Genomic DNA, 18,635 nt, shown 5'->3' on the forward strand with positions numbered 1-18,635 from the left:
CATGCCGTACGTATCCCGCCGTCCCCGTGACCGGGGCCAAGTGGCGCTGGAGTACCTGGGCTTCCTGCCGATCCTGCTCATCGTCGCCATGGCCGCCGTACAGCTCGGCCTGGTCGCCTACACCGCCCAGCAGGCCGGCACGGCGGCCCGCGCCGGGGCGCGCAGCGCGTCACTGGGGGAGGCGTACGGCACCACGTGCAGGGCCGCCGTCAGCACCTGGCTCGCCGACGGCACGTCCTGCGAGGGCTCCTCGGGAGGCGACGAGATCACCGTCTCCGCCACGGTCGACATCCCCTCGATCGTGCCGGGCTGGAACTTCGACCCCGTCCGGAAGTCCGCCACGATGCCGCGAGACCACTGAGGAGCACGCGACCCATGAGCCTGCGGGCACGCATCAACTCCCCCGAGGAGAAGGCCGGCCGGGGTGAGGACGGCCATCTGGTCGCCTCCTACCGGGCCAAGCTCCTCGAGGAGATCGACCTCGCCGAGATGAGTTCGCTGGCGGCGGCCGAGCGCCGGGCCCGGCTGGAGCGTGTCCTCGGGCACATCATCAGCCGCGAGGGCCCGGTCCTGTCGACCGCCGAGCGCTCCCAGCTGATCCGCAGGGTCGTCGACGAGGCACTGGGCCTCGGCATCCTCGAACCGCTCCTCGAGGACGCGTCCATCACCGAGATCATGGTGAACGGCCCCGACGCGATCTTCGTGGAGCGCGGCGGCAGAGTGGAACAGCTCCCGATCCGTTTCGCCTCCAACGACCAGCTGATGCAGACGATCGAACGCATCGTCTCCACCGTCAACCGCCGCGTCGACGAGTCCAACCCCATGGTCGACGCCCGCCTCCCCTCCGGCGAGCGCGTCAACGTCATCATCCCGCCGCTCTCCCTGACCGGCGCCACCCTCACCATCCGCCGCTTCCCGCGCTCCTTCACCCTCCAGGAACTGATCGGCCTCGGCTCCCTCGACGAGCACATGCTGTATCTGCTCGCCGGACTGGTGCAGGCCCGCTTCAACATCATCGTGTCCGGCGCGACCGGCACCGGGAAGACGACCCTGCTGAACGCCCTCTCCGGTCTGATCCCCGAGGGCGAACGCATCATCACCATCGAGGACTCCGCCGAACTCCAGCTCCAGCAGCCGCACGTCATCCGTCTGGAGTCGCGCCCGCCGAACGTCGAGGGCAAGGGCAAGGTCACCATCCGCGATCTGGTCCGCAACTCCCTGCGGATGCGCCCCGACCGCATCGTCGTCGGTGAGGTCCGCGGCGGCGAGTCCCTGGACATGCTCCAGGCGATGTCGACCGGCCACGACGGCTCCCTCGCCACTGTCCACGCCAACAGCGCCGAGGACGCGCTGATGCGCCTGCAGACCCTCGCCTCCATGTCGGACGTGGAGATCCCCTTCGTCGCCCTGCACGACCAGATCAACAGCGCCGTCGACGTCATCGTCCAGCTCACCCGTTTCGCCGACGGCGCCCGCCGTATCACCGAGGTCGCCCTGCTGGAGAGCCACGGCGGGGAACCGTACCGGCTGGCCACCGTGGCCCGCTTCCACGCCCGCCCGATGACCGCCGACGGCCGTGTCCACGGCGCCTACGAGCACCACCCCCTGCCGCGCCGCACCGCCGACCGCCTGTACATGGCGAGCCAGCCCGTCCCCCCGGCGTTCGGCGTCGCCCAGTCCTTCGACCAGCTCGCCACCCGAGAAGCCAGGTAGTCCCCATGGAGCTGCGGAACCTGATCACGCTGACCACCGGCATCACGCTGCTGACGTGTGTCCTCGCGGTTGTCGGCGTGCACACGTACGCCACCGGCAGGGCACAGCGGCAGGCACTGGTGGACCGGCTGTCGGCCACCGGCCAGATCCCCGTCACCGGCCGCCGGCGTCACTTCCCCACCCTGGACCGCCGCCTGCGCCGCACCGAACCCGGCAGGAAACTCGAACTGCGCCTGGCTGCCACCGGACTGGACATCACCCCGGGCGAGTTCTTCGTCTACATGCTCGCCACCGTCGCCGGCCTGTGGCTCATCGGCCAGGCCACCCTCGCACCCTTCTTCGGCCCGATCGCCGGACTGCTCGGCATCTGGGCGGCGCTGCAGTTCCTCAACTGGCAGCGGCAGAAACGCATCGAGAAGTTCATCAACCAGCTCCCGGAACTGTCCCGCATCCTCGCCAACGCCACCCAGGCCGGCCTCGCCCTGCGTACCGCCATCGGCATGGCGGCGGAGGAGCTGGAGGCCCCGGCGGGCGAGGAACTGTCCAAGGTGGCGAACCAGCTGGCGGTCGGCGCGTCCATGGACGACGCCCTCGGCGAACTCGCCGACCGTCTCCCGTCCCGCGAACTCGTCGTCCTGGTCACCACCCTGGTGCTCTCCAACCGGGCGGGCGGCCAGGTGGTGAGCGCACTGCGGAACCTCACGGAGACGCTGGAGGAGCGGAAGGAGACCCGACGCGAGGTCCGTACACAGCTCTCGCAGGTCAGCATGACGTCGTACGCCGTGCCGGTGCTGGGCGTCGGCGCGTTGTTCCTGATGAACGGCGTGAAGGACGGCGCCCTGGACCGGATGACCGGCTCCCCGGCCGGTCAGCTCGCGGTGATCACCGCGTTCGGCCTCTACGCCGTCGGCTTCGTCCTCATCCGCCGCCTGTCCCGTATCGACGTCTGAGCGAAGGAGGCCGACCGACATGGCACTGCTGCTGGCCCTCCTGATGGGCCTCGCCGTCTACGGCGTCTTCGCCGGCGTCCGTATGTACCGGGCGGAGGTGAAACTCCCCACCGACCTGGTCCTCGCCCTGGAGGTCGGTTCCACCCGCACGGGCGCGGTCGACTCCCTCGTCGACCGTATGGGCATGCGGTACGCGCCCGCCGTGCTGCGGATCATGGGACCCAAGCAGGTCGCCAGGTACCGCCGCAAGATCGACCTGGCGGGCAACCCCGGCGGCCTCACCATCGACCGTTACGCGGCCCGGCGCGCGGTGTACGGCTTCCTGGGCGTCGTGGGCTGCCTGGTGTTCCTGATGCGCGGCCAGCCTTTCATGGCCCTGCTGCTGCTCGCCTTCGGAGCGTTCTGGACGGAGGTCGGTATCTGGTCGGCGATCCGCGTCCGCCGGGACGTCATCGAGCGGACGCTGCCGGACTTCCTGGACGTGCTGGCGGTGGTGGTGAGCGCGGGTCTGGGCTTCCGGCAGGCCCTGGACCGGGTGTCGCAGAAGTACGAGGGCCCGTGGGCGGACGAACTCCGCATCACGCTGCGCCAGATGGACCTCGGCATGAGCCGCAGGCAGGCTTTCACGGAGCTGCGCCGGCGCAATGACTCGGAGCAGGTGGCGATGTTCGTGTCGGCGCTGCAGCAGGGTGAGGAGCTGGGTGCGCCGATCGTGGAGACGCTGGTTTCCCTGGCCAAGGACATGCGCCGTACGGACGCGCAGAACGCCCGCCGGAAGGCGGCCCGCGCGGTGCCCAAGGCCACCATGATGATCACCACGTTCATGGTCCCGGCCACGATGATCCTCCTCGGCGCCGGCCTGATCCTCGGCTCCGGCATCGACTTCGGCGCGGTCACGGGCGAGTAGGGCGGGGGCGGGCGCGATGACGACGACGAGGGACCGTGCGGGTCTGTTCCGCCGCGCCGCGAAACCGTCGGAGATCACCACCCCGCCAACCGGCACGGTCCTCCCGCCCCACACCAGAACGGGCGCCCCGGACATCCCGGTGACCTCGGCGACCCCGGCACTGCCGCCGGGCTGGGAACCGGCGGAAGCGCCACACCACCAGGGACGGCCGGCCGCCGACGGCGAAGTCCCCCCACAGGGGCGACCCGCACCTGACGACGAAACCCGCACGGGTGGTGCGGGTGGGAACCCGCATCCGGCCGAAGGCCGGATGCACCCCCCACAACCCGCACCGGACGTGCAAATCCAGGTCAACGCCCTCCAGGCCCTGTGCCGGCAGGCATTCGGCTTCAGACTCGCGATGATCGCCCTGGCGACCCCCTCCGCCCTCCTCAACGCCGCCGAAGGCTGGAGCACCCGCCTGGTCGCCCTCGCCGTAGTGGCCACCTTCATGGCCTCCTACGTCCTCTTCAGGGACTGGGAACGCTTCGGCCCCCTCCTCCTCCGCCACCCCACCCTCCTCGCCGCGGACACCCTCTTCGGAGCCCTGCTCCTCATCTCCGCCGGCCCCGACACCACCCTCGCCTACGTCAGCGTCTGCACCCCCCTCCTCGCCGGCCTGATTTACGGCTGGCGAGGCGCGGCGGTCTTCGCCTCCCTCCAGGGCCTGATCCTGCTTCTCGTCTACGCGGCCCTGGACAACCCCCGTACGAACCCGGCGGAGACCCTGATCCTCCCGGGCCTCTGCGTGGTCGCGGGCGCGGTCGGCTCCAGCCTCCGCAACCTGATGCTCCGCCTGGGCACGGCGACGCAGGCCCTCGGCACCGTCCAGGCCCGCCTGGCGGTCACGGAGGCGGTCAGCGCCGAACGCGCCCGCCTGGCACGCGAGATGCACGACTCGGTGGCCAAGACCTTGCACGGAGTGGCCCTGGCAGCGGACGGCCTGACCGGAACCGCGAACGCCCCGCACCCGAACCCGTCCCTGGTGAGACAACAGGCGGAACTGGTAGCCCGCTCGGCCCGCAGAGCCGCCGCCGAATCCCGCGAACTCCTGGCCGACCTGCGCAGGGAGTCCGACCCGGACCAGGGCACGGACGTACTCGTGGAACTGGCGGCCCGCACGCGGGACTTCGCCACCCGTACCGGACTCCCCGCGGTCTACCGCCCCACCGGCGAGCACGCGGTCCCGCCCGTCCCGCCCGCCGTGGCCCGCCAACTCCTCACCATCGCCGCGGAGGCCATGGAGAACGCCCACCGCCACGCGAGACCGACACGTGTCGACGTCGAGGCCGGCGTCCACGGTGATTTGCTCCGCATCAGCGTGTACGACGACGGCAGCGGCCTCCCACCCGGCACCGACCTCGAACAACTGCGCCGGGCGGGGCACTTCGGCCTCCTCGGCATGGTCGAGCGGGCGGCCTCCGTCGGAGCCCGCATCCGGGTGGGCCGGGGCGGGCATACGCGAGGCACCGAGGTCCGCCTGGAACTCCCGCTGGCGGCCGTGACGACCCCCACGGAGGCCACCCCATGACGACCTCGCCGAACCCCTTCGCGAACGTCCCGCCCCCGGCCCCGCTCCGGGTCGTGGTGGCCGACGACAACCCGGTGGTCCGCGCCGGCCTGACCGCCCTACTCACCGGCCGGGAGGACATCACGGTCGTGGCGGAGGCGGCCGACGGCCGCGCGGCCTACGAGGCGGCCCACGCCCACCGTCCCGACGTGGTCCTGCTGGACGTCCGTATGCCCGGTGTGGACGGCATCTCGGCACTTCCGTACCTGGTACGGATCGCTCCGGTGGTGATGCTGACGTACAGCAGGGAGTCGGAGATCGTCCAGGAGGCCCTGCGCAGGGGAGCGGGCGGCTACCTGGTCCACGGCGAGTTCACGGCGGAGCAACTGGTCTCGGCGATCCGCGACATCGGACAGGGCAGGCCCCACTTCACCCCCACGGCAGCAGGGGCGTTGCTCTCGCAACTACGGGAGAATCCGCGACCGCCCGGAGTGCTGCCGGAGGGGTTGGGTGCAAGCCACCCAACTCAACCTGAAAAAACCGGAGTCGACGTATCCCACATCTCACCCTCATCTACTTCTGCGGAAAACCTTTCGCAACTGCAACCGGATATGGCACGATCGTCGTCTGGGTGGACAGGTGGCCGTCCGGCCGCACCCGACCGGTCGGCGTTCCAACTCAGTGCGAGGGAGGCGGAGATCATGGACCTCATCGCATCCGGCATGACCAACCAGCAGATCGCCGCCACGTGCTTCATCAGCGAGAAGACGGTCAAGAACCACATCAACCGCATCTTCGCCAAGCTCCACAGCACGAGCCGTTCCGAGGCCGCGGCGAAGTGGCTGGGCACGGCACAGGGCTCGCACCGAGGGACGGGGTGACCTCCGGTGACTGCGGCGAGGACGAGGAAATGGGCCCGCCTTTGGGCCCGGGACTGGGCCCTGGGGCCCTCGGCGGGACAGGGCTCCCACCCCTACGGTGCGGATGTCGAAAGCGGTCCCGTGAGCCAGGCCGCTGTTGCGTCAGCCGGAGGGGAACACCATGAGCGACCTGATGATGAAGACCGCCGTCGCGACCAAGGTCCGCGTGAGCGGCTGGAGGGACACGACCGTCGAGGCCCTGCGGCGCCGCAACGCCGACAAGGGGCAGACCGCGGTCGAGTACCTGGGGATCATCGCGGTGGTCGTGCTGATCGTGCTCGCGATCACCGGCACGAGCATCGGTCAGACGATCCTCGGAAAGATCAACGCACAGATCGCCAAGGTCGCTCCTTGACGCGATCCCGCCGGTACGGCGACGCAGGGCAGGCCTTCCCCATCTACATCACGGTGGTGGGGGGCCTGCTTTTTCTCGCGTTGGCGTACTTCGCGGTCGGCCAGGCGGCGGTGAACCGGAACGGCGCGCAGACCGCCGCGGACGCGGCGGCGCTCGCGGCGGCGCAGGACACCCGGGACGCGCTCGCGGGCCGGTGGGTTCAGGATCTTCTCGACCCGGAGAAGTGGGAGGCCATCTTCAACGGCAGGGTCGACGGCATCGGTTCCACCTGCGGGCGGGCGTACGAGCTCGCTGCGCGGAATGACGCCCGCGTACTCGGCTGTGATCCGGTGGGACTCCTCGCCTATACGGTCGAGGTCGAGACCAACAAGTCCGTAGGCAAGTCCATCGTCCCAGACACGGAGACGCGCAAGTCCGACGCGTCCGCCACCGCCGTGATCGAACCTCGCTGTACCTTCCAGCTCCCGGCCGAGGAAGAAGCTGCCGAAGAAGAAGCAGCGGAAGAAGAAGACGTACTGCCCCTGCTCACCTGTGACGGCGAGCGATGGGAGCTGGACCCCGAGGGGCCGGTCGAGCTCCTTCCCGAGCCCGAGGACCTGTTCGAAGTCCACCTGGCGACTGACTAGCGACGACGAGTGATGAAGGAAGCGGAGCGATGAGTATTCGGATCACTGCCAAGGCCCGCAGGGGGATGGTCGCGTTGACCGCTGTGGCCGGCCTGGCTCTCGGTATGGCGGGCTGCGGCGGTGGTGGTGGCGACGATGAGAAGCCGAAGCCTTCGTCATCAGCTTCCGAGGGCGGCGGATCGCAGCCGAGTGCTCAGGAAGGACAGGAGGAGACTCCGCTGGCCGAGCTCAAGGGCACGGACGGGCTGCTGCTCCAGATCACCTCTGCCGCACGGGATTCCGGTGGCTTCGTCACCGTGAGCGGGAACCTCAAGAACGACGGTGCGGAAGCGGTGGCCGTTCCACCGCAGATGAGCGGTGACGAGACCGAGGTCGTCAGTCACGGTCCTTCGCTCGGCGGTGCCACCCTCGTGGACTCGAAGGGCAAGAAGCGCTACTACGTGCTGCGTGACACGGACGGCCGCCCTCTGACGACGACGGGCCTCACCACTCTCAACGCAGGCCAGGTCCTGCCGGTGTTCATGCAGTTCCCCGCCCCTCCGACCGACGCGGCCGACGTGACGTTGCAGGTGCCGACGTTCTCCAGCGGCACGATCAAGATCTCCGGGTGAGGCCGGCCATGACTCGCAACCCCACCCGTGTGGCGCCTCCGCGCCTCGCCCTGGTCCTCTCGGCCGCCACGCTCATGGTCGCCGCCAACCTGTACGGCGCGGCGGTGGCCCGGGCGGACGACGGTCCCAGCGTTCCGCCGGGAACCGAGGCGTCCGCGTCGGCGCCCGTCGAGGTCGACCCCAACGACCCCGACCTCAAGCTCCCGGAGGGCGCCACGCTCACCGAGCCCAAGGTGCTCGACATCAAGGCGATCGTGGAGGACAAGAGCGGTGACGAGCGCCGGGAGGACACGAACGCGGACGTGACGTTCGCGCTCCAGGCGGAGGTGCTGTTCGGCAAGGACAGCGCGAAGCTCGGGGCGGCGGCGAAGGCCCGTATCGCCGCGATCGCGGGCGAGATCAAGACGCAGAACGCGTCGAAGGTCCGCGTCTTCGGCTTCACCGACAACCTGGGCTCGTCCGCCCACGGCGACGTACTGTCCCGCCAGCGCGCCAACGCCGTACAGGCCATCCTGGGCCAGGAGCTGAGCGACGCGAACATCACCTACGAGGTACGCGGATACGGCGAGCAGTTCCCGATCGCCGACAACTCCACCGAGGCCGGCCGCAAGAAGAACCGCAGGGTCGAGATCACCTTCCCCCGCACGGCGAACTGACCCGAAAGCGACGGATGGCCCGTGGTGCGGGGGTGTGCGCCGATTTGGGTCCACGGGCCCATGCCGCGGCCGTAAGCGCTTCCTACCATCGAGTGGTACTGCCCGGTAAGTACGGGACCCCACAGATGGGTTGAGGAGCCGCCATGTCCCAGAGCGAACTGCGCACGGTGACCCGTACATCGATCCGCCGACGCCGGGACGAGGGGCAGACGGCGGTGGAGTACGCGGGTCTGATCGCGGTCGTCGCGGCGGTCGTCGCCACGCTCGCCTTCAGCGGCGTGGGCGGCCCGATCCACGCAGGGATCGGCTCCGCGGTCTGCGCGGTCGCGGGCGGGGGCTGCCCGGCCTCCGGCGACGGCCGGGACGTGCCGGCGGACGGCGACCTGAACGGGGAGCCGCTGTCGGGTACGGGCCTGGACGACCTCCTCCCCGATGACGACGAGAGCGGCAACGACGAGAGCGGGATCAGGGGCCACGGCGGAGGAGACGCCGCCGGGGAGGAGCCGGGGCTGGGTTCCGGTCCCGGACCTGTGCCAGGTGGCGCGGGGCGAGAGGACCCGGGCGCCGAGGCCGGTCATGGGCCCGGTCCCGGGGACGGCCTGCGGGAAGGCGAGGGAAGCGGCGAAGGCCCGATCGGAGACGGTGGAGTGATCGGCGGCGCGATCGTCGGGGGCGGCGGGGTGATCGGCGGGGCGATCATCGGCGGCGGCGGAGCGATCGGTGGCGCGATCATCGGTGGCTTCGGTACTGCCGACGGAATCACCGGCGGCTCGAAGGATCGGGACGCCATCCGGGGAGGTGGGAAAGCGGAGGACGGGATCAGGAAGGGCCAGGACACACGCGACGTGATCGGTGGCGCCGAGGAGCCGGAGCGCAGGCGAGGTGGGGGCAACTGATCCAGGCCCGCCGGCCACCCCGGGCGAAGTGCGGTCCGCCCCCTACCGCACCCCGCTCCGGTCTTCCCCCGCACGGCTAGCTGAGCAGATGGTCGGCCTTGCCCGCCTTGATCTCCAGGATCAGCGAGCGCAGGGCCTCTCTGCTGTCGGTGAGCGGGGTGTCCTCCTGCCCGGCGACGGCGATGTAGGCGTTGCCGTCGGGGTCGGTACCTATGCGGAAGCAGTTGGCGCCCTCGGCGCAGAACGGTTCTTCCCAGGTGATGTCAGTCATGAGGAACTCCTCAGAGTTGGCTGGCAAGGCTGCGCATGAAGTCCCGTGATGCGGTCGCCGTGAGCGACGCGGTCTCCATCCAGTCCAGGTGTGCTCGGTACTTGTCCAACTGTGACGCACCGTGAAGAAACTCGGGACCATGTGCCGAGTCGAGTTCCGCCGTGTCCAGTTGGGGCACCACGGCCTCCACGTACGTCAAGGCCTGTCCCGCGCCGGGGAAGGCACCCGCCTTGAACGGAATCACGCGTACGTCGATGTTCTCGCGCTCGGACAGCTCACAGAGCCGGTCGAGTTGCGCCCGCATCACCTTTGCGCCGCCGAACTCGACCCGCAGCGCGGCCTCGTGCACGTATCCGATGTACTCGATCGGGACGTCGCGGTACAGCACCTGCTGGCGCTGCATGCGATGCGCCACCCGCAGTTCGACCTCGGCCGGTGCAAGTGCCGGCAGAGCGGAGGCGAACAGCGTGCGGGCGTACGCGTCGGTCTGCAACAGGCCAGGTACGTGCAGGGTCAGACCGGCACGTACCTTCCGTGCGTTCCATTCCATCTCCGCGATGTCCAGAAGCGCCGCCGGGAGTTGTCCGCGGTACACGTCCCACCAGCCGCGTGCACGGTCTTCCGCCATATCGGCCAGCGCGCTGATGTAGTCCTCGTCGCGGCAGTCGTAATTGCAGGCCAGGGTGCGGAGCCGTTCGGGCGTGATGGTCCGGACCCCCGCCTCGATGTTGGAGATCTTTGTCCGGTCGATGCCGAGCAGGCCGGCGGCGTACTCCGTGGACGCCTCCGCCGCGAGGCGCATCTTGCGCAGTTCCGCGCCCAGTCGCTTCTGACGCTCAGTGGGCGTCGCCCTCGGCGGCATGTGTCACTACCTCCCGTAGTCGCAGCGCAAGTCTGCCCCGCAATCACGCCGTTGGTCCACCCACAAGAGTGGAAAATTCCGCGAGTAAGTGGCAACGTGCCACCGTATCGCTCTACTGTCGGCGACAGGTCGACTACGACCCGTGCCGACCCGGAACGGCATCGCGCGAGCCTGCCCGCACTCTCCTGCCCTGGGAGAGGGTGCGCTCGCGTTCAGGGAGACGAGCCACCGGGCGGAGCCTCGAACAACCCGCTTTCGTGAGGAGTTGTCCATGCCCGCGACCTCCGGCCTCTGCCCGATCGCCGACCTGTCACCCGCCCCGCCGAACCCCGGCACGCTCTCCTACAGCTTCACGCTGCCCGCCGCCCCGCAAAGCCCCGCGATCGCCCGCGCCGCGACCCGGACGATCCTGCGGGCCCACGGCCTGGAGGACATGACGGACGCCGCGATCCAGGCCCTGGGCGAACTCACCGCCTGTGCCTACCGCCTGGCCCCCACCACGGAGTTGTACGTCTCACTCCGCTATCGCGACGAAGCCCTCCGTGTGACCCTCTACGACGCACACCCCCGCCACACGCACCCCCGTCTCGCCACGGCCTGCGACACCCGCCGCCGAGCCGCGCTCCGACTGCTGGCTTGTGTGGTGAAGGCGTGCGCCGGCGACTGGGGCTTCGGCGACGCGAGGGAACCGGGCGGAGGAACGCGCATGTGGGCAGTCCTGCCCAGGGAGGGAGCGCGGGCGTACGCGGAGGAGTCTTCGCGAGGCCACTGAACGACGACTGCGGAGACGGGTCCACGGCCCGGCTCGGCGCGCTCGACGCGTTGTTGTGTTGAGCGGCATCCTGGGGCTGGTCGATGACCCAGGCAATAGTGCGTGTAGGGCCGTTTGCCCTGCCTGTTTGGCCCGATGAGGCCGGGCCAAACAGAATCGGCTGTGTCAGCTGATGGCTTGGTAGCCGGCCCAGCCGTCGCTGACCTTGCTCATGGTTCCAACCCCGCTGCCGAGCTTGGTGTAGCTCCACACTGCGTTGTCGTTGCGGATGAACCAGGCAGTGAAGTACCTGCCGCTGTGGTCTGCGTCGCCGGGGGAGGTGATCAAGGGAACTCCGGCTGTGGAGAAGTTGAGGCCGGAGAGTACCTTGGCGGACTGATCTGCCAAGCCGTCGCCGTGATCTCCTGAACCACGGAAGACGTAGAGATCACCGGTGGTGCGGTCGCGGGCTCCGAGGTCGACGCGGCCGTCGGCGTTCGTGTCGCCGGTTGCGAGCAGATCCATGGTGTTCCACCCGTCGGGACCGATCAGTATCGGTTCTCGGTTCGAGTCCAGGTGATTGTCCGGTGCACCGAAGAACAGCCAGAGCAGGTCTCCTTCCTTGACCAGGAGGTCTGGGTAGCCAGGAATGTCGGGAGTGCCGTCTCCGTCAGCGTCGAGGGGTCCGTCGACGTCGCCGATGGCCAGGATCTGGTCCGCATTGCTCCAGTGGTTGTTGGCGGGATCGTACGTGGTGAGTTCCTGTTGTTCGGGGCCGTTCTCGCAGGCGGAGCAGGCGTATCCGAAGCCGTTGTTCGGATACAGCCACAGGCGCTTGACGCCTAGCGCGGTGTCGTGGCGCAGCGCGATGAGGTCTTCGTATCCGTCGTCGGTCCAGTCGCCCCGGTGAGTGATGCTTGCGCCGGTGAGGTCGAGGGCGGTGGATCTGAATGCGGCCTTGGATACGGTGCCGTCACCGGCCCCGAAGAAGGGGAACAGGGTGCCTGACTGATCGACCGCCCACAAATCGGCGTTGCCGTCGCCGTTGAGGTCGCCGGGCTCGTCAGGCGTCGTGGGGCCGTTGGCATAGAACAGGTAGGTGGTGGTGTCGGAGTAGTTGCCGGCCTTGTCGAGGCTGCGAACGTAGAGCTGGTTTGCGCCGGCGACTGTGGGCGTCAGTTTCACTGAGACTGCGCCTCCCGCCGTGCTGGGGGTGGCGGTCCGGCGGGAGGCGTCCCAGTCGCTCCAGTATTCGTACTTGGCGACGTCCGCGACGCCGCCGCTCGTAAAGCTGAAGGTGCCCTCCGTGCGGACGCTGCCGGTCTGGGAAGGCCAGCCGTTGGTGCCGTCAGGGAAGTGGCCTGAGGTTACTCCGGGCGGGGTGCTGGGGCGGTTGGGGTCGAAGACGAAGTGAAGTGACCCCTTCGATGCCGACACCTGAACGGCAGGTCGCGTGGCGGCCTGCGGGTGGAAGTGGTCTGCCATGGCTCGTGGCAAGCAGTACCCGGAGGAGTTCAAAAAGGACGCGGTCGAGCTGGTGCTCTCCTCGTCGGAGAGGCCGGTTGCGGACATCGCGCGGTCGCTGGGCGTCCACGAAGCGACGCTGGGCACCTGGGTGGAGCGTGAGCTGGGCCGGAGGCGCAAGGCTGCCGGCAATGACGGCGGTGACGCCGCGGTGAGCCGGGAGGTCGAAGCGCTGAAAGCGCAGGTCCGCGAGTTGGACCGGCTGCTGTCCGAGCGGAACCACGAGCTGGCGCATGCCCGGCAGGACATCGACATCCTGCAGAAGGCGGCCGCCTATTTCGCACGGGAGACGAGGCAGTGATCCGCTACCGCTTCGTCGACGAGATCCGCGCGGAACACCCTGTCAGTTGCGCCTTTGGTGTGGCTAGCTTCGGTGCAGCAGGCGTTGCTGTCGGACTTGGTAGGGTGTCTAAGTCACTGTTGAGCTCTTCGAATTCTCCGGCCCTGTCATTTGGGCGTCAGGTGTTGCACGCAGGAATGTCGGGGGCTGCGCGGACTTACTCCCAAATATCGGATGGGCTCTCCATCTCCCTCACTGGCGCTGGCGCTATCGCCGGAGACAGCTTGAATCATCGTCGGTGACCCGGCGTGGCTTATCCTTGTGTAGGAGTCTTCCATGGCTGAGATTTGGATCGCTCTAGATGCTGCAGAGCGGCGCAAAAACTGGCAGACAGTGGCATATGTCACGGTAGTTTGCGCGGGAGTGGCATTTGCGGTGGCGCTGTCCGAGGGACCAGGCTCACGCTGGTGGGTAATCTCGATATTCTGCACTTGGCTCATAGTGGTAATCCATCTTGTTGGTCGTGGATACCGTCGAGCCTTGCTTACCTCGCATGGGATTTCCTTCAATGGCCCCCTAGGGGGAAGGGTAATTCCGTGGGCGGAAGTTGTCGATATCGAGAAGCGGCACCATACGGCACGAAGTGGCGAGTGGTGGGATCTGCGCCTGGTGTGCACCCAAGGGCGCTCCGTCACCGTGCCTGGAGCCTTCGCAAATAAGCGATATGACCGCAAATTCGAAGCGAAGTATTCCCTGCTGTGTGAGTATTGGAAACGAGCTGAAAGATGATCTGGTATGCGTTTGCGGTGTCGTCCTCACGGCGTGGTCGAACCCCGGTGGTCCGGGTGCGGGGCCGTTCTCGCAGAAGGGCGCCCATCGCGGCACTGCTTGCTACAACCCGGTCACAGGTTGCGACTCATCTATCGACCGCGCAGGGATGACGGCCGACGCGACGGCCGCAAAAGCTTCTCCTGGCGCGACTACCGCGACCTGCTGATCGTGGCCCACCAGCAGCTCGGCGGCCCGATTGTGCTCATCTGGGACAACCTGAGCGTCCACAAGGCCGCCGACCAGCGGGAATGGGCGGAGACCCGAGACTGGCCGACCATTTACCACCTGCCGCCCTACGCACCTGACCTAACCCCGTCGAAGGCAGCTGGTCACTCCTGCGACGCGGATGGCTCTCCCACGTCGCCTTCGGCACCCCCGAACACCTCGTCAAGCGCATCCGACGCGGCCCACGGCATATCCAGTACCGCAACGACCGCATAGACGGCTGCCTCACTGAGACCGGTCTGGCCATCAGACCCACCTGAGCAACGACATCACACCACGAGTTCAACCTCAGTAGCCGTTGTCAAAGACATACCTCCACCCGGCCCCCCGCCCGCAGCCCCCACCCCTCCATCGCCCCCGCCTCCGCCTCCAGCACATGCCGTGCACGCCACCGGGGCAGGCCCAGGCGGCCCGGAGGCATGGTGCGTACGGCGATGACCTGGAGGTGGCGGTCGAGGTAGGCCACGTCGATCGGGATGCGCATGCGGAAGGTGTGGACGCTGTTGGCGGGGGAGAGGAGCAGGGCTCCGGAGAGGGAGTCCCGGCCCAACAGGCCCTTCGTGCGCGCCCGGTAGGAGGTGGCGATCTCCAGGGGGATGATGACCGGCGGCTTCCCGTCCGGCCGTATGGCCAGCTCCCCGTGTCCGTCCCGCCAGCGACCCATCCCCGACCACCCCTCCCCGCGACCCCCCGACCGTATCGCGGACGTCAGTGCTTGCGGAGCTGTGCGGCCAGCGCCGCCAGTGCCTGGGCGGTCTCGGACAGGCTCGCCACGGCCGCCTGGAGTTCCGAGGCGACGCGGGGAGCCGTGGGGACGGCGGACGACGTGGCGGCGACCGGGGTGCCGCGGTAGCCGATCGGGCCCTCGTTCCAGCGCTGGTAGTAGCCGGTGAACGCCTGCCCGGCGGGTGCCTCGGCGAAGCGGATCCGGGCGAGCTGGACCTCGGTTCCGCCCGCGTTGCGGGTGATGTCGAGACGGTAGTGGCGGTACGCCTGCGCCTGCGTGCGGAGGTGGAACTCCCGGGTCTGGAACCGCTCAGGGAACCTCTCACCGCTGCGCGTGTCCAGCGGCGTCCACGCGCGGCCGTCCTGGGAGCCGAGGAGGGTCCAGTCGCGGGGGTCGCGGTCGTCGAAGTCGTTCGCCGACGTCAGGGAGTACGAGGCGACGGCGGTGGGGCGGCCCAGGGTGAAGTCGAGATGGGCGGTCTCCTCGAACGTCAGCCACTTGCTGCGCCGGTCCTCGAGAAGGTTGTCCGCGCCCTCACCCCCGTCGTCGAACTCGTCGCTCGCCTCGACACCGGTCACCTCGACCTCGGAGGACGAGGCGTGCAGCGCCACCACGCCGGAATTGCCCCGCTGGTCGCGCCAGGACACCCGCTCGACCGGCGCCCCGCCGTCGTCGACCAGCAGCCGCAGTTCGTGGGAGGTGTGCCAGCTCCCACCCCAGCCCTCCTCCGTGTGGAAGCGGTGCAGGACGGACGCCGAGAGGTTCTCGGTGTCCTCCGAGTACGGCCGGCGGTCGGCGAGCCGGCCCCGGTACTCGTACGCCGTACCGTCCGCGGCGCGGTACACGCCGTGGAAGTCGGACATGGCGGACTGGAAGCTGATGGCGGACTCGGCGCCGTCCTCACCCCGCCAGCCGAGCTGGGCCGGCAGGGAGTGCTCGTCCCGGTCGATGTGGAAGAGCAGCCGGGGCGCGGCCTGCCAGCGCGCGGAGGAGGCGTGGGCCGGGCGGAGCTCCGTGTCGTAGGTGAAGACCGAGTCCCGGGCCGCCTCCGCGGTCCGCGCCCGCTCGGAGCGGCCGCGCTCCCACACCGGGTCCAGGGTGATCCGGTACAGCCAGAGCATGCTGCCGGACTTGTCCGAGGAGCGTATCTCCAGCGTGTTGGTGCCGGGCTTCAGCAGACGGCCGGGCACCGCGAAGACGTTGTCCTGGGGAAGGTCGCCGCCACCGGGCACGGTGAGGTCCTCGGCCACCGTCTCCCCCTGCACCAGCACGCTCATCGGCGCGTACCCGAGGTCGGAGCCCAGCTTGGAGACGAGGGCCGTGACCGTGAGCGTCACCTGGGGGACGTCCTCCGGGTCCGCCACCTCGAACTCCAGCGCCACACTCCCGCCCGCGCTCAGCGCGACGTGCGACCCGGCGAACCGGGCCCCGTGGAACCGGACGTCGGCGTTCGCCAGCCGGCTCGGTTCGACGGAGAAGTCGGCGTAGGTGGCCTCGAATCCCATGGCTGCTCCAAGATGTGGCGGTACGTCGGTTGTGGCCGCCACGCTCCGGGCGACTGTGATCAGGACACTAATGCGCCCGACTGACAACGCCCGTCATCCGGACGGCCGTTGGGCGCCGGTTTGGGCCCACGGGCCCATCCCCCGACAGCACCCTCTCCCTACTCTCGGGCCGTGTCGTGAACCAAACACGGTTGCGAACCACGGGACTTGAGGAGGGGCGGCCATGGCCTGGCACGGGGGAGGAACGGAGTCGGGGGTGGCGCGGGGCGCACCCGGATACGGCGGGGGCCTGCCCCGGCCGCTGTCCCGGGCCATGCTGCTCGTGCACGTGCTGTTCGCGGTCACGGTCTTCGGTGGTCTGGGACTGCTTCTCACGGCGGCGTCGCTCGACGCGGTCGACGGCACCCTGCTCGCCCAGGTGGCGTACGCGGCCGCCCCCGGAGTCCTCGGCTGGTGGCTGGCCCGGCGCACCTGGCGGGGCGGCACCAGGACATGGCTCGCGCTCATCGCCGTACAGGCTTGGCTGATCCTCGGCTCGCTGTCCAACCTCGCCGACGGATCGGCCCGCGGCCTCACCCAGCTCCTCCTCCCCCTCCTGATCCTCTGCCTCCTGACCCGCCCGGAGAGCCGCGACTGGTACCGCCTCGCGCACCTCGACCGGCCCGAGCGGCGCCCCTTCTCCCTGCCCCGGATGATCCGCTGGCGCCGGGACGACGGCCAGACGGCAGTCGAGTACGCGGGACTGGTCGCGGTCGTCGCCGCGATCATCGCCGCGCTGCTGGTCAGCGGCTTGGGCCCGCAGATCCTCAGCGGCATCCAGGCCCAGGTCTGCCGCGTCACCGGCACGGCCTGCCCGGCACCCGGCGGGAGCGACGGCGGCCCGGTGACGGCGGGCGGCGGCGACAGCGACACCGACCCGGACCCCAGTCGTCGCGACACACCTCCGGTGACCGGGGGCAACCCCTCAGTCGTGGACCCGGTGGCCGCCGAGGACGAGATCGACGAGTCGCCGTACGAGGACCCGACCACCGGAGACGAGGAGGGCGAAGGGAACCAGGAGGACGACGACGAGGGCTGCTTCTCCGGCTTCGGTGCCTTCTTCGGCTGCGCCGGCGACCAGATCGGCCAAGTGGGCGGCGGCCTCTTCGTCGACGGCGTCTGGGGCGACGTCACCGGCATCTGGGACGTCGTCACCAGCCCCGTCGACACATGGAACGGCCTGATGGACTACGGCAGTTCCCTCGGCGCCCAATGGTGGGACGACTCCGCCGACGCCCGCGACATGTGGGACGACGGCGACTACCTCGGCGCGATCCTCGACTGGGGCGGCTCCTCCCTCGGCACCGGCGGCACGGTCCTGTTCGACTCCTTCATCGGCGACGACGTCGTGGACCAGTGGGACAGCGGCAACGAGACCCGCGCCGTCACCACCGTCGTCTGGAACATCGGCTCCCTCTTCATCCCCGGCTACGGCGAGGTGAAGATCGCCGAGAAGGTCGGCTCGCTCGGCCGGCTCAGCCGGATCGTCGACGACGCCACCGAGGCCGCCCAGGACGCCCGGCGTGCCGCCGAGGCCGGTGACCTCGACGCGGTGAAGGACGCCGCCCGCCGCGCCGACGAGTCGGCGGACGAGGCCGAGGACGCCGCCCGCCGCACCGGCTGCACCATCTCCGCACCGCCCCGCAGCACCCCCTACGACTCCACGGGCCCGCGCGGGGGAGCCGGCACCGGCACCACCGTCCTCGCGGCGGCCGGCAGCCCGTACGTCGTCCTGGCGGAGGGCGGCTGCGACGAGGAGGCCCGCGAACAGGCGGAAGCGGCCCGCGCCGCCGAACGCCAGGCCTACCTCGAACGCAAACGCGCCGAGGAACCGGAACGCGCCCGCCAGGCACTGGAGAAGAAGAAGCAGTATCCCGACCCCGAGCGCAACGACACCAGCGACCCGCGCAACTACAACCCGCCGGACTGGGCCGACGACCTCGACAGCCGCACCTACGGCGACGCCGACGCCGGCGACGGCTTCTGGGCGAGCCGCGACCGCAACCCCGCCCCCAACTGGCGCAACGAGTCCTGGCTGCGCTACCAGGAACAGATCACCGGCACCCAGCGCGGACACGAGTACGTCGTCCCGCACACCGACCCGGACGTCCCGGATGTCGAGTTCGACGGCTGGGACTCCTCCCGCCAGACCTATCTGGAGGCCAAGAACGGCTACGACAGCTTCCTGAGCGCCGACCGCACCGAACTCACCCCCTCGGGCAAGGAACGGCTGCTCGCCGAGGCCCGCAGGCAGACCGAGGCGGCACGCGGCAAGGACGTCGAGTGGCACTTCTCCAACGAGGAGGTCGCCGACGCGGCCCGCGACGCGTTCGAGGACGCCGGCCTGAACATCGAGGTCGTCCACACCACCCCCGAACCGATCGCGGGCGACCGCCGCCCCGAGGCCTTCGACTGACGGGGCGGCGGGGCGCGTACG

20 protein-coding genes and 1 pseudogene are annotated in these 18,635 nt (G+C 69.5%); 16 read left to right on the forward strand and 5 right to left on the reverse strand.

The genetic code is table 11. From position 1 onward, the window contains the following. The first annotated feature begins 1 nt into the window (after window position 1). The 11 genes from ACGFR9_RS06050 (at window position 2) to ACGFR9_RS06100 (ending at window position 9,183) form a co-directional block, all read left to right on the forward strand. Complete coding sequence (locus ACGFR9_RS06050) at window positions 2–361, forward strand: TadE/TadG family type IV pilus assembly protein (RefSeq protein WP_393203357.1); 360 nt, start codon at window positions 2–4, stop codon at window positions 359–361. Window positions 362–375: 14 nt separating this feature from the next. Then, window positions 376–1,713, forward strand: coding sequence for a CpaF family protein (locus tag ACGFR9_RS06055; RefSeq protein ID WP_393203359.1), 1,338 nt, complete (start codon window positions 376–378; stop codon window positions 1,711–1,713). Between the two features lie 5 nt (window positions 1,714–1,718). Next, entirely contained in the window at window positions 1,719–2,663 is a 945-nt protein-coding gene (locus tag ACGFR9_RS06060; RefSeq protein WP_393203361.1) for a type II secretion system F family protein, read from the forward strand. Between the two features lie 19 nt (window positions 2,664–2,682). Beyond that, window positions 2,683–3,570 carry a DUF5936 domain-containing protein gene (locus tag ACGFR9_RS06065; RefSeq protein WP_393203363.1) on the forward strand — a complete coding sequence of 296 codons (888 nt, stop codon included), beginning with the start codon at window positions 2,683–2,685 and terminating at the stop codon, window positions 3,568–3,570. Between the two features lie 16 nt (window positions 3,571–3,586). Beyond that, a complete protein-coding gene (locus ACGFR9_RS06070) occupies window positions 3,587–5,140 on the forward strand; it encodes a histidine kinase (RefSeq protein WP_393203365.1) in 1,554 nt (517 codons plus the stop codon). Then, entirely contained in the window at window positions 5,137–6,000 is an 864-nt protein-coding gene (locus ACGFR9_RS06075) for a response regulator (RefSeq protein WP_393203367.1), read from the forward strand. The genes ACGFR9_RS06070 and ACGFR9_RS06075 overlap by 4 nt, the downstream gene beginning before the upstream one ends. A gap of 160 nt (window positions 6,001–6,160) precedes the next feature. Further along, window positions 6,161–6,394 (forward strand): hypothetical protein, encoded by a 234-nt coding sequence (locus tag ACGFR9_RS06080; protein ID WP_393203369.1) that lies wholly within the window; start codon window positions 6,161–6,163, stop codon window positions 6,392–6,394. Beyond that, window positions 6,391–7,020: a pilus assembly protein TadG-related protein gene (locus ACGFR9_RS06085; protein WP_393203371.1), complete on the forward strand. Its 630-nt coding sequence runs from the start codon at window positions 6,391–6,393 to the stop codon at window positions 7,018–7,020. Before ACGFR9_RS06080 ends, ACGFR9_RS06085 begins: the two co-directional genes overlap by 4 nt. Window positions 7,021–7,049: 29 nt before the next feature. Next, window positions 7,050–7,631: a hypothetical protein gene (locus ACGFR9_RS06090; RefSeq protein WP_393203373.1), complete on the forward strand. Its 582-nt coding sequence runs from the start codon at window positions 7,050–7,052 to the stop codon at window positions 7,629–7,631. An 8-nt stretch (window positions 7,632–7,639) separates the two neighbouring features. Further along, window positions 7,640–8,287, forward strand: coding sequence for an OmpA family protein (locus tag ACGFR9_RS06095; protein WP_393203375.1), 648 nt, complete (start codon window positions 7,640–7,642; stop codon window positions 8,285–8,287). A gap of 143 nt (window positions 8,288–8,430) precedes the next feature. Further along, window positions 8,431–9,183, forward strand: a complete 753-nt coding sequence (locus tag ACGFR9_RS06100) for a hypothetical protein (RefSeq protein ID WP_393203377.1) — start codon at window positions 8,431–8,433, stop codon at window positions 9,181–9,183. A 76-nt stretch (window positions 9,184–9,259) separates the two neighbouring features. Here the strand turns inward: ACGFR9_RS06100 and ACGFR9_RS06105 are convergent, their stop codons facing one another. Next, window positions 9,260–9,454 (reverse strand): hypothetical protein, encoded by a 195-nt coding sequence (locus ACGFR9_RS06105; RefSeq protein WP_393203379.1) that lies wholly within the window; start codon window positions 9,452–9,454, stop codon window positions 9,260–9,262. Between the two features lie 10 nt (window positions 9,455–9,464). Next, entirely contained in the window at window positions 9,465–10,316 is an 852-nt protein-coding gene (locus tag ACGFR9_RS06110) for a helix-turn-helix domain-containing protein (RefSeq protein ID WP_393203381.1), read from the reverse strand. Between the two features lie 271 nt (window positions 10,317–10,587). On the opposite strand from ACGFR9_RS06110, the gene ACGFR9_RS06115 reads away from it, so the two are divergent. Then, window positions 10,588–11,088: an ATP-binding protein gene (locus ACGFR9_RS06115; protein ID WP_393203383.1), complete on the forward strand. Its 501-nt coding sequence runs from the start codon at window positions 10,588–10,590 to the stop codon at window positions 11,086–11,088. Window positions 11,089–11,253: 165 nt separating this feature from the next. On the opposite strand, the gene ACGFR9_RS06120 is transcribed toward ACGFR9_RS06115, so the two are convergent. Further along, window positions 11,254–12,552 (reverse strand): hypothetical protein, encoded by a 1,299-nt coding sequence (locus ACGFR9_RS06120; RefSeq protein WP_393203385.1) that lies wholly within the window; start codon window positions 12,550–12,552, stop codon window positions 11,254–11,256. Here ACGFR9_RS06120 and ACGFR9_RS06125 point away from each other — a divergent pair. From ACGFR9_RS06125 to ACGFR9_RS06135, 3 genes and pseudogenes are all read left to right on the forward strand, one after another. After that, complete coding sequence (locus ACGFR9_RS06125) at window positions 12,551–12,892, forward strand: transposase (protein ID WP_393203387.1); 342 nt, start codon at window positions 12,551–12,553, stop codon at window positions 12,890–12,892. The two genes, ACGFR9_RS06120 and ACGFR9_RS06125, sit on opposite strands and share 2 nt — an antisense overlap. Before the next feature lie 315 nt (window positions 12,893–13,207). Then, window positions 13,208–13,660 carry a PH domain-containing protein gene (locus ACGFR9_RS06130; RefSeq protein ID WP_393203389.1) on the forward strand — a complete coding sequence of 151 codons (453 nt, stop codon included), beginning with the start codon at window positions 13,208–13,210 and terminating at the stop codon, window positions 13,658–13,660. Next, window positions 13,657–14,187, forward strand: a pseudogene (locus tag ACGFR9_RS06135) (transposase). Before ACGFR9_RS06130 ends, ACGFR9_RS06135 begins: the two are co-directional and overlap by 4 nt. A 41-nt stretch (window positions 14,188–14,228) precedes the next feature. On the opposite strand, the gene ACGFR9_RS06140 reads toward ACGFR9_RS06135, so the two are convergent. Both ACGFR9_RS06140 and ACGFR9_RS06145 read right to left on the reverse strand, forming a co-directional pair. Next, window positions 14,229–14,591 (reverse strand): DUF192 domain-containing protein, encoded by a 363-nt coding sequence (locus ACGFR9_RS06140; RefSeq protein ID WP_393203391.1) that lies wholly within the window; start codon window positions 14,589–14,591, stop codon window positions 14,229–14,231. A 44-nt stretch (window positions 14,592–14,635) separates the two neighbouring features. Continuing rightward, window positions 14,636–16,159 (reverse strand): discoidin domain-containing protein, encoded by a 1,524-nt coding sequence (locus tag ACGFR9_RS06145; RefSeq protein ID WP_393203393.1) that lies wholly within the window; start codon window positions 16,157–16,159, stop codon window positions 14,636–14,638. A gap of 223 nt (window positions 16,160–16,382) precedes the next feature. Here ACGFR9_RS06145 and ACGFR9_RS06150 point away from each other — a divergent pair, with 223 nt between their 5' ends. Next, window positions 16,383–18,614 (forward strand): Tox-REase-5 domain-containing protein, encoded by a 2,232-nt coding sequence (locus ACGFR9_RS06150; RefSeq protein ID WP_393203395.1) that lies wholly within the window; start codon window positions 16,383–16,385, stop codon window positions 18,612–18,614. Window positions 18,615–18,635: the final 21 nt, after the last annotated feature.

Source organism: Streptomyces sp. NPDC048584, from assembly GCF_043199595.1.
Classification (GTDB): Bacteria; Actinomycetota; Actinomycetes; order Streptomycetales; family Streptomycetaceae; genus Streptomyces; species Streptomyces edwardsiae.